Source organism: Cryptosporangium sp. NPDC051539 (assembly GCF_044454545.1).
Classification (GTDB): domain Bacteria; phylum Actinomycetota; class Actinomycetes; order Mycobacteriales; family Cryptosporangiaceae; genus Cryptosporangium.
The window spans coordinates 153542-167936 of the sequence record NZ_JBITDV010000009.1 but is presented as its reverse complement, the minus strand read 5'-3'; the positions used below and the strand labels follow the sequence as shown (position 1 = coordinate 167936).

General features: G+C 70.5%; 14 protein-coding genes. 3 read left to right on the top strand and 11 right to left on the bottom strand.

Features of this window, described 5'->3' with window-relative positions; translation table 11 throughout:
- Positions 1 to 138: 138 nt before the first annotated feature.
- Complete coding sequence (locus tag ACIBZJ_RS27365) at positions 139 to 1848, top strand: PAS domain-containing protein (RefSeq protein ID WP_395934433.1); 1710 nt, start codon at positions 139 to 141, stop codon at positions 1846 to 1848.
- Position 1849: 1 nt separating this feature from the next.
- Here the strand turns inward: ACIBZJ_RS27365 and ACIBZJ_RS27360 are convergent, their stop codons facing one another.
- Genes ACIBZJ_RS27360 through ACIBZJ_RS27345 form a run of 4 tightly spaced genes read right to left on the bottom strand, consistent with a single transcriptional unit; the run spans position 1850 to position 6516 of the window.
- Complete coding sequence (locus ACIBZJ_RS27360; RefSeq protein ID WP_395934431.1) at positions 1850 to 3541, bottom strand: ABC transporter permease; 1692 nt, start codon at positions 3539 to 3541, stop codon at positions 1850 to 1852.
- 5 nt (positions 3542 to 3546) lie between these two features.
- On the bottom strand, positions 3547 to 4689 hold the full coding sequence (locus ACIBZJ_RS27355) for an ABC transporter ATP-binding protein (RefSeq protein WP_395934429.1): 1143 nt from the start codon (positions 4687 to 4689) through the stop codon (positions 3547 to 3549).
- Positions 4686 to 5456: an SDR family NAD(P)-dependent oxidoreductase gene (locus ACIBZJ_RS27350; RefSeq protein WP_395934427.1), complete on the bottom strand. Its 771-nt coding sequence runs from the start codon at positions 5454 to 5456 to the stop codon at positions 4686 to 4688. Before ACIBZJ_RS27350 ends, ACIBZJ_RS27355 begins: the two co-directional genes overlap by 4 nt.
- A gap of 22 nt (positions 5457 to 5478) precedes the next feature.
- Positions 5479 to 6516 (bottom strand): ABC transporter substrate-binding protein, encoded by a 1038-nt coding sequence (locus tag ACIBZJ_RS27345; RefSeq protein ID WP_395934425.1) that lies wholly within the window; start codon positions 6514 to 6516, stop codon positions 5479 to 5481.
- 147 nt (positions 6517 to 6663) lie between these two features.
- On the opposite strand from ACIBZJ_RS27345, the gene ACIBZJ_RS27340 reads away from it, so the two are divergent.
- A complete protein-coding gene (locus ACIBZJ_RS27340; RefSeq protein ID WP_395934423.1) occupies positions 6664 to 7416 on the top strand; it encodes an SDR family NAD(P)-dependent oxidoreductase in 753 nt (250 codons plus the stop codon).
- 8 nt (positions 7417 to 7424) lie between these two features.
- Here the strand turns inward: ACIBZJ_RS27340 and ACIBZJ_RS27335 are convergent, their stop codons facing one another.
- Entirely contained in the window at positions 7425 to 8447 is a 1023-nt protein-coding gene (locus ACIBZJ_RS27335; RefSeq protein WP_395934421.1) for a zinc-binding dehydrogenase, read from the bottom strand.
- 4 nt (positions 8448 to 8451) lie between these two features.
- On the bottom strand, positions 8452 to 9102 hold the full coding sequence (locus ACIBZJ_RS27330; protein WP_395934419.1) for a TetR/AcrR family transcriptional regulator: 651 nt from the start codon (positions 9100 to 9102) through the stop codon (positions 8452 to 8454).
- Positions 9103 to 9222: 120 nt separating this feature from the next.
- Here ACIBZJ_RS27330 and ACIBZJ_RS27325 point away from each other — a divergent pair, with 120 nt between their 5' ends.
- On the top strand, positions 9223 to 9918 hold the full coding sequence (locus ACIBZJ_RS27325) for an alpha/beta fold hydrolase (RefSeq protein ID WP_395934417.1): 696 nt from the start codon (positions 9223 to 9225) through the stop codon (positions 9916 to 9918).
- A 49-nt stretch (positions 9919 to 9967) separates the two neighbouring features.
- Here ACIBZJ_RS27325 and ACIBZJ_RS27320 read toward each other — a convergent pair whose 3' ends face one another.
- The 5 genes from ACIBZJ_RS27320 to ACIBZJ_RS27300 are packed head-to-tail and all read right to left on the bottom strand — an operon-like array spanning position 9968 to position 14390.
- Positions 9968 to 10291 carry an EthD family reductase gene (locus ACIBZJ_RS27320; protein ID WP_395934415.1) on the bottom strand — a complete coding sequence of 108 codons (324 nt, stop codon included), beginning with the start codon at positions 10289 to 10291 and terminating at the stop codon, positions 9968 to 9970.
- Between the two features lie 50 nt (positions 10292 to 10341).
- Positions 10342 to 11832, bottom strand: coding sequence for a class I adenylate-forming enzyme family protein (locus ACIBZJ_RS27315; RefSeq protein ID WP_395934413.1), 1491 nt, complete (start codon positions 11830 to 11832; stop codon positions 10342 to 10344).
- A 22-nt stretch (positions 11833 to 11854) separates the two neighbouring features.
- Positions 11855 to 12877 (bottom strand): alcohol dehydrogenase catalytic domain-containing protein, encoded by a 1023-nt coding sequence (locus tag ACIBZJ_RS27310; RefSeq protein WP_395934859.1) that lies wholly within the window; start codon positions 12875 to 12877, stop codon positions 11855 to 11857.
- A 5-nt stretch (positions 12878 to 12882) separates the two neighbouring features.
- A complete protein-coding gene (locus ACIBZJ_RS27305) occupies positions 12883 to 13647 on the bottom strand; it encodes an SDR family NAD(P)-dependent oxidoreductase (protein WP_395934411.1) in 765 nt (254 codons plus the stop codon).
- Positions 13647 to 14390 carry an SDR family NAD(P)-dependent oxidoreductase gene (locus tag ACIBZJ_RS27300; RefSeq protein WP_395934857.1) on the bottom strand — a complete coding sequence of 248 codons (744 nt, stop codon included), beginning with the start codon at positions 14388 to 14390 and terminating at the stop codon, positions 13647 to 13649. The genes ACIBZJ_RS27305 and ACIBZJ_RS27300 overlap by 1 nt, the downstream gene beginning before the upstream one ends.
- Positions 14391 to 14395 lie beyond the last annotated feature (5 nt).

Here is a 14395-nt window from a genome sequence, read left to right as displayed (position 1 = left end):
GGCCCGGCAAGGGCGGCGCCCGCTACCCCTGGATGCGCGACGCGGACGCGGACGCGACCGCCAGGGAGCCCATCCGGAACCGGCGGCACCACTGCACGACGCCCCACAAGGGTTTTCCCCTTATAGTGAACTTACCTGATGAAAGGAGGATTAATGGAACGTGGCGGCGTAAATCAGTCGGACGCGCCGTCGAGGGTGGTCGCGCCCTCATCGGCTGACCTCGCGCGCCGTCTCGCACACCCGGCGATCCGTGCGCCTCTCGCTATCGCCCTGACCGATGCGGCCGGCTCGATCGAATGGGTGAACTCGGCGTTCACACGCCTGAACGGCTACCAACCGGCGGAGGTGGTCGGGCGGAATCGCCTCGATCTCTTCCGGGGACCGGTACTGCAGACAGGCGAGCTGTTGCGCGTCCGGGAGTCGATGGCGGCGGGCCGGCTCATCGAGACGGAGTTTCAGACCACCGGCCGTACCGGGCAGCCGTACTGGGTGTCCTGCGTCGTGGCTCCGTCGCTGCGCGACGGCGAAGTCGAGTCGTTCGTCTTCGCCGAGGAGGACATCACGCAGCGTCGGCGCAGCGAGGACGCCGCTCGAGCGGCGATCGAGCACGCGGAGGGACTCGCCGATGAGTTGCGTGCCGAGCGGGAGTTGCTCGTCAGCGTGCTCTCCACGATTCCGCACGTGGTCTTCTGGAAGGACGCCGAGAATCGTTATCTGGGCTGCAACGACGCCTATCTCGGACTCCGTCGGCTCGAGACCGTGAAGCAGCTCCTCGGCCGCAACGAGAGCGATCTGCCCGACGGTGACGCGCTCGTCGAGACGATTCGGAGCTTGGAGGAACAGGTCGTCCGGACAGGGACACCGGTCGTCGACCACTCCGTCACTGTGGAAGGCCCCGACGGGACGCCACGCATCATGTTGCTGAGCATCTTGCCCCGATACGAGGAGCACTCCCGGATGGAGGGCGTCATCGGCGTCGGCGCGGACGTCACTCGCGTGAGCGAGCTCGAACGGCAACTAGCGCAGGGCACGCGGCTGGAGGCCATTGGGCAACTGGCGGCAGGCCTGGCGCACGAGATCAACACGCCGGTGCAATACATCTCCGACAACGTGCTGTTCCTTGCCGACTCCGTCGGCGACATGCTCACGCTCGTCCAATCCGTCGCCGAGACGGTCCACAGCGCAGGCGCGGAGCCGGACGCCGCGGCGGCAGCGTGGCAGAGCCTCCGGGCATTGGTCGACGGCGTCGACTTGGACTTCATCAAAGAGGAGATCCCCGGGGCCCTCGAGCAGACACTCGAGGGTGTCGGTCGGGTGGGCGAAGTCGTCCGCGCGATGAAGGAATTCTCCCATCCGGGACAGGGCCGGTCGGAGACCGACCTCAACCGGTCGGTCGAGACGACCGCGAAGGTCACTCGGAACGAGTGGAAGTACGTCGCGGAGCTCCGTCTCGATCTCGACCCGACGATGGGACTGGTGCCGTGTTACGAGGGCGAACTCAAACAGGTCATCCTGAATCTGATCGTCAACGCCGCGCACGCGGTCGCCGACCGGGCGGCAGGCGGCGAACTGGGCCGGATCGAGGTGGCGACCCGCCGGTCGGCTGACGAGGCCGTCATCACGGTGAGTGACGACGGAATCGGCATGGACCAGGCGACCAAACAGCGGATCTTCGATCCGTTCTTCACCACCAAGGAAGTGGGGAAGGGTACCGGGCAGGGCCTCTCGATGGCCCTCAATTGCATCGTGGGCAAGCACCGCGGTTCCCTCGACGTGACCTCCGTGCCGGGCAGCGGATCGACCTTCACGATCCGGCTACCGCTCGCTGCCCCCGAGGACGAACAGTGACCTACAGGTTGTCGAGAACGTTTCGGCCACCGACGAGCATCGCCAGAGCAACGCCGACTCCGGTCACCGCAGTCATCAACAGCGCCATCGCCGCCACCAAGGGATAGGAGCCGTTCGACCACAGGTCGAACAGTCTCGTCCCCATCACCTGCGTCGTGGGTGCGCGGACGAGGAGAGACGCCGCGAACTCGTGGGTCAGCAGGATGAACATCAGTGCCATCGCGCTGAGCACGGCGGGCCGAAGCAACGGGAGCGTCACCCGCAGCGTGGTGGTCAGCGGGCTCGCCCCGCTGGTGGCGGACGCTTCGTGGTAGGTCTCGCCGAGCGACAGCAGCGCCGTCATCTGCAGCCGGGTCGCGAACGGCACCATCAGCACGATGTACACGAGGATGATGACGGCGCGTGTGCCGTAGAGGATGAACGGCGGCTCCGTGTAGGCCAGCAGGAAACCCACGCCGAAAATCACCGCCGGGATCCCGAGCGGAAGCGCGGTGATCAGGTCGGCGAGCAACCGCAACACGGCATGGCGCCGCCCGCGCACCAGCAGATTTGCCGCGACGAAGCCGATCGGCACGCAGAACAGCACCGCGACCGACGACGTGATCAGGCTGGTGCCGACGGCGTCCAGGATGTCGCTGGTCGCGAACAGCGTCTGGTAGTTGTCGAGGGTCAGGAGGTCGAGCGAGATCGATTTCGACCAGTAGGGCGTGAGCGAAACGGCGACCAGCCCGAGGAGCGGCAGGACGAGCGCGACCAGGCCGTAGATCACCACCGTCGCCACCGCCCAGGCCGAGCGGGTCGAGACCGGTCGGGAGGCTTTGCCCCCGTGAGTGACGAAGCGGGACTGGTCCCCGAGGAGCGCCCGCTGTCCGAGCACCACCAGCAGGCCGAGGATCACCAGCGGTGATCCCGCCGCCGCGGCCGCGCCGAAGTCGGCCGGCGACTCGGACACCCGCAGGTACATCTCGGTCGTCAGGACCTTCACACCGTTGTTCGCCCCGAGGAGCAGAGGGCCGGTGAACTGTCCGAGCCCGAGGAGCAACGCGACGCCGCCGCCGTAGATCAACGAGGGGCGCAGCAGCGGCAGCACGACGCGGAAGAAGACCCCGATCGTCGACGATCCGCTGGTGGCGGCGGCCTCCAGGTGCTCGGCGCCGATGTTCGCCATACCGGCACTGACGAACAGGTAGACGAACGACGTCAGCCCGAAGCCGGTGAGGATGATGATCCAGTTCGTGGTGTAGATGTCGACGGGTCCGGATTCCAGGTGCCGCCACCAGGGCAGCGCGCGCAACGCCGCGTTGAGGTAGCCCGGTCCGGGCGAGAGCAGGAACGCCCAGCCGGTGACGCTCGCGACCGCGGGCATCACGATCGGCAGCAGGGGCACCATCCGCAAGAACGAGAACCGCGCGGGCAGCCGGCTGGTCGCGTAGGCGAGCACGGTACCCAGCACCATCGCGATCACCACGGATCCGAGGGCGAGCCGGACGGTCGTGGCGAGCACTTCGCCGATGCCCGGCCGCCCGTACTGAGCGCGGTAGCCTGCACCGCCGTCCGCGAACGCCTGGGATTGCAGCTTGAACAGGGGCACGACGACGAGGTACGCGAGGCCGAGCACGAACGCGCCGTAGAACAGGCGCGCGAGCCAGACGGCCCGGTCCACCGGGCGGCGCACCACGGCGACGACGGACATCGCCATCACACACCAGCCCCGATCGGGACGGTCGACACGTCCGCCGGATCTGCCGTCGTGCCGCTGAACACGCGGAGGTGCGCGGGCGCGAAGCTCACCGTGACCGGCGTACCCGGGCCCGACGCACGGAGCCAGTCCCCACTGTCCCGGCCGTCCGCCCGCGCTTGGAGCCGGCGACCGTCCACCTCGACGAGCACGTCGTAGGTGCGTCCGGCGTATTCCGACGTGACCAGCACCCCGGAGAGACCTCTGTGTCCCGCGGGAACGTCGTCCGCCGCCCGGTGGAGCCTCAGGTCCTCCGGACGCAGCCGCACGACCGCCCGCTCGCCCGCGGGGGAAGGGTGATCGCCGAGGTCCACGACGTCGCCGCTCTCGGTCGCCCAGCCCTCGGGTCGCCGGGTCAGCTCCAGCCGGTTCGACATTCCCATGAACGCCGCCACGTACTCGGTGGCCGGCTCTTCGTAGACCCGCTGCGGCGTGTCGAACTGCTCGAGCCGGCCGGCGCGCATCACGGCCAGCCGGTCGGCCAGGGCCAGCGCCTCGGACTGGTCGTGCGTGACGAAGACCGCGGTGAAGCGGAGGTCCTGGTGGAGCTGGTGGATCTGGGTGCGGACCTGGTCGCGCAGCCGGGCGTCGAGGTTGCTCAGCGGCTCGTCGAACAGAACCAGGTCGGGCTCGGCGACCAGCCCGCGGGCTACCGCCACGCGCTGCTGCTGGCCACCGCTGAGCTGGCCAGGGTACCGGTCGAGGAGGTTCGCGCAGTCGACCATCTCCGCGGCTCGTTCCACCGCCCCGCCGCGGAGCGCTCCCGACATCCGGCGCACCGTGAGCGGATAGGCGATGTTCTGCCGGACCGTCTTGTTCGGCCACAGCGCGTAGGACTGGAAGACCATCCCGATGTTGCGCTTGTGGGCCGGAACCGCGACTCTGGCCGCGCTGTCGAACACCGTCCTGTCACCGAAGCTGATCCGCCCCGCCTCCGGCGTCTCCAGTCCGGCCAGACACCGCAGCGTGGTGGTCTTCCCGCACCCGCTCGGCCCGAGGAGGACGATGAACTCGCCCGCTTCGATCGGAAGCTCGAGATCGTCGACGATCGTGTTCGTGCCGTAGCTCTTGCGCAGACCTTCCACCCGGAATCCGGATTTCATGCTTCACCTCGGGGGTCGCGCTGATTCAGGAGTGGTGTCGTGGCGCCGGCGGCCGTGCCACCGTCGATCACCAGATCGGCACCGGTGATGTAGCCGCTCTCGTCCGAGCAGAGGAACGCGACCAGTGCGGCGACCTCGTCGGGCCTGCCCCGGCGCCCGAGCGGGATCGTGCGCACGTAGGCGTCCATGTCGTCGTCGGCGAATCCCGCGCCGGCGGTGATCGGGGTGACGAAGCTGCCGGGGCAGACGGCGTTCACCCGCACGCCGCGCGGCGCCAGCTCGAGCGCGGCGACCCGGCTCAATGCCCGGACGCCGAATTTCGAGGCGCCGTAGGCACCGAGTCCCGTCGTGGCCAGCACGCCCCGCAACGAGGCCATCGTCACGATCGCACCGCCGTCCAGGACGAGTGACGCGGCCGCTCGCAGCGCGAGAAACGTACCGGTCAGATTGAGGTCCACCAGCCGCCGGAACTCCGACGGCGAGGTGTGGGCCAGGGGCGCCTTGAAGGCCGCTCCGGCCGAGTGCACGAGGGCGTGGAGCCCTCCGATCTCCGCGGTGAGGGCCTCCCACCGCCCCTCGTCGGTCACGTCGAGACGGTAGAACTCCGCCCGGTCGACGAGCTCGCCGGCCAGTGCCTGGCCGGCGAGCTCGTCGATGTCGGTGAGGAGCAGGTCGGCACCGCGTGCGTGGAGCAGCCGGCTGCAGGCGGCCCCCAGCCCACTGGCGGCACCCGTCACGAGAATCCGGCGTCCCTGGAAGTCCGTCACCGCTGCTCCCCTCTGTTCCGACTCATTTCCGGAGGAAGAGCGACTCCCACTCGGACTGGAACGCCTGGTTCTTCGCCGGCGTCAGGTCGTCGGGGTTGGGGAGGGGGATGTCCTGCGCGTTCGCGACCGCACCGTCCACACCGGGGATCGCGCTGGCGTAGCCCACGTTCAGCGCGGCCTGGCCCTCGGGCGTCACGATGAAGTCCGCGAGCACCTGCGCCGCGTTCGGATGCGCGGCGCTGCTCAGCACGTGGCTGTACCAGGGCGTGCCCCACGGCTTTTCCGGCAACGCCCACTTCACCGGCGCGCCCGCCTTCACCTCCGCGACCAACGGCTGCACCACCGGCGTCGCGGCGATCTCACCCGACGTGAGCGCCTGGGCGATCGTCAGCGCGCTCGGGTAGACCCGAGGCTGGAGCGCGGCCAGCTTCGTCAAGTAGTCGTCGCCGTAGTTCTTCTGCATGAACCGGTAGAAGTCGACGTACGCGGCGATGCCCTGCGGGTTCGTGATGCCGATCTTGCCCTTGAACTCGGGCTTCAGGAGATCGCGCGGGTCCTTCAGGCCGCCGGGCACCTGCTGGGTGTTCCAGCCCAGGGAGAAGACGGCTGCGCTGCTGAGGAACATGCGGTCGTCCATCACGGTCTTGGACCGGTTGTAGCCGCTTTCGTCGAAGTCGGGCCCGCGCAGCTCAGCCGAGAACTTACCGCTGGACGCCGCGGTCTTGATCCAGCTCGCGTCGGTGAGCATGTGCACGTCACCGATTCCCTTGCCGGTCCGCTGCTCGACCTCGACCTTGGGGTTGAGCTCGGCGTCGGTGCCCCGCACGAAGGTCATGGTGATCTTCGGGTACTTCTTGTGGAACGCGGTCTTGAGCGCCGCTAAGTTCACCGGGTTCTGGCTGGAGTAGAGGAGCACGCTGCCCTCTTTTTCCGCGGCGGCGACCACGTCGCCCCAGTCGCCCTCGACCGCCTGGCTGGTCTTCGATCCGCCACCACTGCACGCCGTGACGCTCAGCAGCAGGGTGGCGGCCACCGCACTGGCCAATCTCAGTCTTCTCATCGTCGAGAGTCTCCCGTTCGAACTGATATCAATTCAATTTAGAGAGAGACTCAGGTCACGTCAACCGCCCGACGATGCCGTTATGAAGCAGCTGGAGGACGGGACCGTGGCTCACACCAGAAGTGAATTCAACCCGAATGGAGTGACATGAACAGGTTCGCGGGCCGCACCGTGCTGGTCACGGGCGCGACGGGAGGACTCGGCGTCGCGATCTGCGAGCGCCTGGCGGCCGAGGACGCTCGCCTGATCGTGACCGACACCACGGAGGGGCCCTGCCTCGATCTGGCCGCCGGACTGCCCGGTGACCGCGAGCACCTGAGCGCAGCGCTCGACGTCTCGTCGGAAGCCGGCTGGACAGCGGTGACCGCCCTGGTCGGAGAACGTCTCGGCGGGCTCGACGCCCTGGTCAACAACGCGGGCATCGGCAGTCTCGCCACGGTGACCGACGAGACGGCCGAACGCTGGGACTCGGTGATCAGCGTCGACCAGACCGGAGTCTGGCTCGGCATGAAACACGCCGGCGCGCTGATCGAGCGCTCCGGCGGCGGCGCGATCGTGAACCTCTGTTCGATCCTGGGCACCGTGGGAGGGTTCGGCAACAGCTTCGCGTACCACGCCGCCAAGGGCGCGGTCCGCACGATGACGAAGAGCGCCGCGCTGCACTGGGCGACCCGTGGCGTCCGAGTGAACTCACTTCACCCCGGCTTCGTCGGTACGCCGCCCCTGCTGGAGCGCTTCGCGGGCACCGAGCGTCACCGCGCGATGCTCACGGGAACACCGATGGGACGGCTCGGCACTCCGGAGGAGATCGCGGCGGTGGTCGCCTTTCTGGCGAGCGACGACGCCGGCTTCATGACCGGCTCCGAGGTGTACGCGGACGGCGGCTGGACGGCGCAGTAGCCACGCGCTCAGAGGCGCACCAGCACCTTCCCGACGTTCTGGCCGTTGAGCAGTCCGATCAGCGCGGCCGGGGCGGACTCCAGCCCTTCGTGCACCACCTGTTCCAGTCGTAGCCGGCCGGTCCGCCACAGCTCACCCAGCTCGTCGCGGGCCTGCTCGGCCTGCGCCGCGAACGCCCCGGCCCGGAAACCACGCAGCGTCAGGTTCTTCGCGGTGGCCAGGAACAGATTGCCGGGGCCCGGAGCGGGAGCGCCGTCGTACCCGGCCACCGCCCCGCACAGAGCCACCCGGCCGTACGGACGCAGCGCGGCCAACGCCGCCTCCAGGTGGCTCCCTCCGACGTTGTCGAAGTAGACGTCGATCCCCTCCGGCGCGGCCTCGGCCAGACCCTCCCGGAGCCCGTCGTGGTAGTCGAAGGCCGCGTCCAGACCGAGCGATTCCCGGAGGTAGGCGACCTTGGCCGGGGTTCCGGCGCTACCGATCACCCGGTTGCCGCGCTCCCTGGCCAGCTGGGCCGCGACACTACCGACCGCGCCGGCGGCCGCCGAGATCCACACCACGTCGCCCGGCGCGAGCGCGGCCACCCGGGTCAGGCCGGCCCAGGCGGTGAGTCCGGTGCCGCCGAGCAGGCCGAGCTGGACGTCGGGCGGGGCCGACCGCTCGTCGATCGCGCGGAGCGAACCCACGCCGCCCAGTGCTCCACCGCCTGGGGTGACGACGGCGAACTCCCGGTAGCCCCGAGCGTGTTCGACCAGCTGCCCCGCCTCGAACCCGGGCGCCCTGGACTCCACGACCGCACCGATGGCCAGGCCCTCGAGCGGACGACCGAGTTCGACCGGCGGTAAATAGCCCTCCGGGCCGGAGGCGTCGAGCCGCAGCCGGACGGCCGCGTCCACGGAGAGCCAGGTGTTGCGGACCAGCACCTCGCCGTCCCGCAGCGGCGGGATCTCGGCATCGGCGACGACCAGGTCGTCGACGCTCAGCCGGCCGACCGGGCGACGGACCAGCCGTACCTCACGGTGGCGGGGCATCGGCTCACCGCTCGGACGCGGGAGCCGGGTCGTCCCCGACCAGCCGCACGCAGGCATCCGCGATGAACTCGGCGATCTCGGCCAGGCTGCGGCTGCCGTCGGGGCGGTACCAGCGCCAGACGCTGTTGACCAGCGCGAGCAGGGCGAAGCTCGTCTGCCGTGCGTCGCGCTGCGCGAAGATCCCGTCGTCCATGCCCTTCTGCGCCATCGACGCCCAGGCGTCCTCGATCGCGCGCACCAGCGTGCGCGCCCGCTGCCGCTCGGCCTCCTCCCGCCGGGCGGGCCGCTCGGTAGCGAGCAGATCCGTGTGGGCGAGCAGGATCCGGGCCGACAGAGCCTCCCTCGGCGAGACGTCGTACGCGCCGGCGACCGCGGCACGCAGACGCCCGGTGTGGTCCGGAGCGACCACGGTCGCGATCGTGAACTTGGAGAGGGAGCGCTCCAGTTCCAGGCTCATGATCGTCAGCAGGCAGTGGGCTTTGGACTCGAAGTAGTGGTAGAGCGCGGTCTGCCCGATTCCCACCTCGTCAGCGATCGAGGCCCATTTCGTCGGCTCGAAGCCATCCCGGCCGAATTTGTCGATTGCCGCATCGAGGATCACCCGACGCTTGGATCGCGGCCCGTCGCTGCGATCGGCCGCCGTCTGCGCACTCATGCTCGGGCATGCTACCTGAACAGAGATAGGTTCATGGCCCTCCACCGCTGTTGACACGGCCTCGGCGGCACCTTAGCGTTCGAACAAATTTGAGTTCAGTTCAATTACCCGGGAGACACAATGGCGTTCGTCCTGGTCCACGGCGCCGGCATGGGCGCCGCCTGCTGGAAACCTCTGCTTCCCGAGCTCGACGGCCCAGTGCTCGCCGTCGACCTGCCCGGCCGCGGCTCGCGTGCCTCCGTCGACGTTTCGACGGTGACGCTGGACGACTGCGCGCGGGCACTGATCGCGGATGTCGAGCAGGCCGACCTGCACGACGTGGTGCTGGTCGCCCATTCCTTCGCGGGGGTCGTGGTACCGCGCGTCCTACCCGCGCTGGCCGGCCGCCTGCGTCACGTCGTCTTCCTCTCCGCGGTCGTTCCGCCCGAGGGCACGAGCGTGCTGGATCAGATCGACCCGGCCGTCCGGGCGGCGGTGGAGCAGTCGATCTCCGGTGGCGTCTATCACCAGACCCGGGAAGGCGCCGAGGCCATGCTCTGCAACGACCTGGACGACGAGGCCACGGCCTGGACCCTGGACCAGGTCACCGACGACTCGGCCGCGCTGTTGACGGAGGTGGTCGATCTGTCCGGCCTGCGCACCGACGTTCCGCGCACCTACGTCCGCCTCACCCGGGACATGTGCTACCCGCCGCAGTTGCAGGAGCCCTCGGCCGCGCGGGTCGGCGGCAACGTGGCGTTCCTGGACTCCGGACACATGGCGATGGTGGCCGTGCCCGGCGAGCTGGCCGCGCTTCTCGCCACGGTGCACGGCTGACCGACGTCGGCTCCGGCGACGGCGGCCGGCAGGAACCGGCCGCCGTCGATCACCGCTCCGCGACCATCACCTTCTCCTCGCCCATGACCGCTATCCGCCGGCCCCGCATGGTGCCGACGTGGGCGACGGCTGCTTTCCACTCGTCGCTGGCGAGCGCGGCGTCGAGGGCGGCGCGGTCGTCGAAGCTGAGGATCGAGACGCCGTCCCAGCCCGCGGAGCGCGTCTCGAAGGCGTCGAGGATCTCGGTGTGCTGCCACCGCCGCAGGCCGGGCAGCGGGTACGTCATTTCGGCGTGTTCGCCGCGCCACCAGGTGATGAACTGCTCGTGCGTCCAGTCGTCCGGCTTGGACGCCATCAGGATCAGGTTGTACACGGTTCCTCCGTTGTCGAGGGTCGCGGGCCGACGATGCGGACGGACGTCCGTCATCCTTCGCCCTCGAGCGTTCTGGCCAGGTCGGCGGCCGCGACCCGGTTGAGCTTGCCCACCCGGCTCTGCGGGAGATCGTCGACGCGGTGGACGAACTCCGGCCATTTGAACTTCGGGAAGCCGGCCGCCGCGAGGCCCGCGCGCACCGATTCGAGAGTGACCGGCACCGTCGCGACCAGAAGCGCGGCGGCCCGCTCACCCAGCATCCGGTCGGGTACCGGTACGACGCAGACCTGCACGATCCCCGGGAGCGCGGCGAGCGCGGCCTCCATCTCGTTGACATCGAGGTTGCGGCCGCCACGGATGATGACCTGTTTCTCGCGGCCCATGATCGACAGCGTGCCGTCGTCGTTGATCCGGGCGAGGTCACCGGTGGGCAGGAAGCCGTCCGGCGTGAGTTCCGGCAGCCGCGGGACGCCGCCGCGCGCGTATCCGACGAACAGCGACGGGCCACGCACCTGCGCGTGGCCGGTCTCCCCCACCGGCAACACGACGTTGCCGTCCCCCACCACCCGGACCTCGGTGCCGGGGAACGGCCGGCCGTCCCGCCCGAGCCGGACGGCCACGTCGTCGCCGGGCAGCGGCGTCGTGTGGCCGAGGCACTCGGACATGCCGAAGACTCGCAGGAACCGGGTACCGAGGCAGCGCTCGGCGTCGGCGAGGGCGTGCGCGTTCATCGGGCCGCCGCCCACGGTCATCGCCGTCAATGAACTCAGGGTGCCCTCCGCGCCCGGCACCAGCGCGAGCTGGAGCGCCATGGTGGGCACGAGCATCGTCCAGACCACCCGGTGCCGCTGCATCACGTCCAGCGCGGCCCCGGGTTTCCAGCCGTCGAGGCAGACCTGCGGTCCGCCGAGCATCGCCGGGAGGTACAGGCCGAAGCAGAAGGCCGCTACCGAGGAGAGCGGGACCAGCGCGGCCACCGGGTCACCGGGGCGCAGCCCCACGGCCTCGATGGTCGACCGTCCGGCGTAACGCAGGGCGCTCTCCGTCTGCACGACACACTTGGGACGCCCGGTGGAGCCCGACGTCATCGCGATGGCGACGCCGCCCTTCCACCGGTCGACGCCCGCGGTGGCACCGGGTCGAGCCCGCAGTGACCAGCCCCGCAGCGCGGCGACGTCGCCGGCGAAGTCGGCGTCGCGCAACCCCCAGTGACGCAGCGCCCCGGGCGCGGCGACCACGGCGTCCGGGACGATGTCCTCCAGCGCGAGCGCGTACTCCGACGGGGCGGCGTGTCTGCTGATCACCGCGACCACCCCGCCGCGCAGGCCGACCGCAACCGCCGCGGCCATCGTGCGCCAGGTGTTGTCCGCCTGCAGCAGCACCGTCGGCGCGCCGTCCACGGCCCGATCCAGCAGATCGGCGAGTTCGGTCGCCGCCTCGACCACGGCGCCGACGGTGTGCGCGCCGTCGGCGTCGATGACCGCGACGGCGTGGGGGTCGGTGGCCGCACGATCCCTCAGTTCGGCCGCTAGGACCTGCATGCGCCAGCCTCCTTCGTGTCCATCAGGGAACGACCACCGCCCGGCCCTCGACGCGCCCCGATCGCAGAGCGCGATACGCGTCGAGAGCCTGATCGAGGGAGTATGTGCTGGTCGTCGGCCGGCCGACACCGTCGACGGCCAGGCGCACCACGGCCGCGAGATCGTCCCGCGGTCCCCAGAACGGCGCGGAGAGCCGCCAGCCGCTCGGCAGCCCCCCACCCTTCCCGACGGTCGTCTCGCCGCCCCCGGATCCGACGATCGCCGCCGCGCCACCCGGCGCCAGCAGCCCGGGCACCGCAGCGAGCGTCTCGCGGGCCCCGACGAAGTCCAGAACGACGTCCGCGCCCCCGGATTCGGCGAGCAGCGCGCCGGCCTCCGCCGGTGACGCGACGGCCTGCTCCGCACCGAGTCGCCGAGCGTGCGCCCGCGCCTCCGGACGGGTGTCCACCGCGACGACCCGCGTGCCGGTCAGGGCCGCGAGGTACTGGAGCGCCATGTGTCCCAGCCCGCCGACGCCGAGGACCAGCACGGTGCCGCCCTCGGCGAGGTCCCGGACTCCGGACAGCGCGTGAAACGCGGTGAGTCCGGCGTCGGTCAGCGGCGCGGCGTCGCGGGCGGCGAGACCCGGCCTGCGGACCAGTTGCCCCACTCCGGGGACCAGGGCGTAGTCGGCCAGTCCGCCGTCGTGGCCCAGCCCGCCGCCGATCGGGCCGCCGGCCAGCCGCAGACAGTAGTTGTTCCGGCCCCGCACGCAGTTGCGGCACTGCCCGCAAGACCAGATGCCGTGGACGACGACCGGCTCGCCGACCCAGGCGGCATCGGCCTCGTCACCGACCGCCGCCACCGTACCGGCGGTCTCGTGGCCGAGCGTGAACGGCAGCCGGTAGGGCAGCGTGCCGCTCGGTGCGTCCATCACGTGCAGGTCCGAATGACAGAGCCCCACCGCCTCCACGCGCAGGAGTACCTCTCTCCCGCGCGGAATCGGCACCGGGATCTCGACCAGCTCGGCGTCGCGCTCCCAGGCGAGCAACCGCACCGCGCGCATGGTTCTCACCGCGCCGTCCAACCGCCGTCGACGACCAGGGCCTGGCCCGTCATGTAGCTGGAGGCGTCCGAGGCGAGGAAGAGCAGTGCGCCGTCGACCTCGCCCTCGCGTCCGCCCCGTCCGAGCATGGTGTTGCGGCGCACCCAGGCGGCGGACTTCTCGTCGGTGAACAGTCCGTCGGTCATCTCGGTGTCGAACCACCCCGGCACCAGCGTGTTCACCCGCACTCCACGGCGCCCCCACTGCCCCGCGAGTTCCCGGGAGACCCCGAGCGTGCCCGCCTTCGACGCGGCGTAGCTGGCACCCCCGATCGGCGCGGTCGACACCATCCCGACGACCGAGGCGATGTTCACGATCGAGAGCGACCCCTGCGCCGGCATCGCCTCGACGACGGCGACCGCGAGGTGGAATCCGGCCGTGAGGTTGAGGTTCAGCACCGCGTCGAAGACCTCGGGGGTGTCTTGCACCGCGTCCGGCGGACCGGATCGACCGGCGTTGTTCACCAGGACGTCGATCCGGCCGGTCTCGGCCATCGCGCGATCGACGAGCGCGGTGCGATCCGACGCGTCGGTCACGTCGCACTCGACCGGGAGGATGCCGGGCGTCCCGGCTGCGAGTTCCGCGAGCCGATCCGCCCGCCGGGCCGCGGCGTAGACGGTTGCCCCCGCCCCGGCCAGGGTCCTGGCGAAACCCGCACCCAGCCCGGACGACGCGCCGGTGACGAGCGCCACTCTGCCGGTGAGCGCGAACAGCGCCGGCGAGCCGCCCATCAGTAGACCGCCGTTCGGCCGCCGTCGACCGGAATGAGCGCCCCGGTGGTGTAGCTCGACGCGTCCGAGGCCAGGTGCACGACGAGGCCCCCCAGTTCCTCGGGCCGGCCGAGCCGTCCGGCGGGCAGCCCGCCGATCACCACGGCGCGGAACTCGTCGTCCCAGTTCTGCGCCATGTCCGTGGCGAACGCGCCGGGCATCACGCAGTTCACCCGCACGGCCGGCGCGTACTCCTGAGCGAACGCTCTGGTCAGGGCGTTCAATCCGTTCTTCGCCGCGGCGTACATCGCCTCGGCCGGGCTGGGCCGCTCGGCACCGATGCTGGAGATGTTGATGATCGACCCTCCCCCCGCCTTCGCCATCCGGTCCCCGGCCACGGCCATCAGCCGGAACGGCCCTTTGAGGTTCACCTCGATCGTCTTGTCGAAGAGAGACTCGCCGACCGCGAGCAGCGTCGGAGCCAGCGGGGCGATGCCGGCGTTGTTGACCAGCACGTCGAGGCCGCCGTGGTCGGCCACGATCGAGTCGATCGCCGGCTCGATCGCGTCCCACTCGCCCACGTGCAGTCGCAGCGGGTGCACGTCGGCGCCGGTACGGGCGGCGATCCGCCCGGCGGCGTCCGCGCAGGCGTCGAGTTTGCGGCTCGCGACGATCACGGTGGCTCCGGCCTCCGCGAGCGCCGTGGCCATCGCGTGTCCCAGGCCCCGGGTCGCTCCGGTGACCAGCGCGACCTTGCCGTCCAGGACGC

Excerpts from the sequence above, each read along its gene's own strand:
- ACIBZJ_RS27315 (WP_395934413.1), bottom strand. The coding sequence starts at position 11,832 with ATGCAGGTCCTAGCGGCCGAACTGAGGGATCGTGCGGCCACCGACCCC.
- ACIBZJ_RS27310 (WP_395934859.1), bottom strand. The coding sequence starts at position 12,877 with ATGCGCGCGGTGCGGTTGCTCGCCTGGGAGCGCGACGCCGAGCTGGTC.
- ACIBZJ_RS27345 (WP_395934425.1), bottom strand. The coding sequence starts at position 6,516 with ATGAGAAGACTGAGATTGGCCAGTGCGGTGGCCGCCACCCTGCTGCTG.
- ACIBZJ_RS27340 (WP_395934423.1), top strand. The coding sequence starts at position 6,664 with ATGAACAGGTTCGCGGGCCGCACCGTGCTGGTCACGGGCGCGACGGGA.
- ACIBZJ_RS27305 (WP_395934411.1), bottom strand. The coding sequence starts at position 13,647 with ATGGGCGGCTCGCCGGCGCTGTTCGCGCTCACCGGCAGAGTGGCGCTC.
- ACIBZJ_RS27360 (WP_395934431.1), bottom strand. The coding sequence starts at position 3,541 with ATGTCCGTCGTCGCCGTGGTGCGCCGCCCGGTGGACCGGGCCGTCTGG.
- ACIBZJ_RS27335 (WP_395934421.1), bottom strand. The coding sequence starts at position 8,447 with ATGCCCCGCCACCGTGAGGTACGGCTGGTCCGTCGCCCGGTCGGCCGG.
- ACIBZJ_RS27330 (WP_395934419.1), bottom strand. The coding sequence starts at position 9,102 with ATGAGTGCGCAGACGGCGGCCGATCGCAGCGACGGGCCGCGATCCAAG.
- ACIBZJ_RS27325 (WP_395934417.1), top strand. The coding sequence starts at position 9,223 with ATGGCGTTCGTCCTGGTCCACGGCGCCGGCATGGGCGCCGCCTGCTGG.
- ACIBZJ_RS27365 (WP_395934433.1), top strand. The coding sequence starts at position 139 with ATGAAAGGAGGATTAATGGAACGTGGCGGCGTAAATCAGTCGGACGCG.
- ACIBZJ_RS27355 (WP_395934429.1), bottom strand. The coding sequence starts at position 4,689 with ATGAAATCCGGATTCCGGGTGGAAGGTCTGCGCAAGAGCTACGGCACG.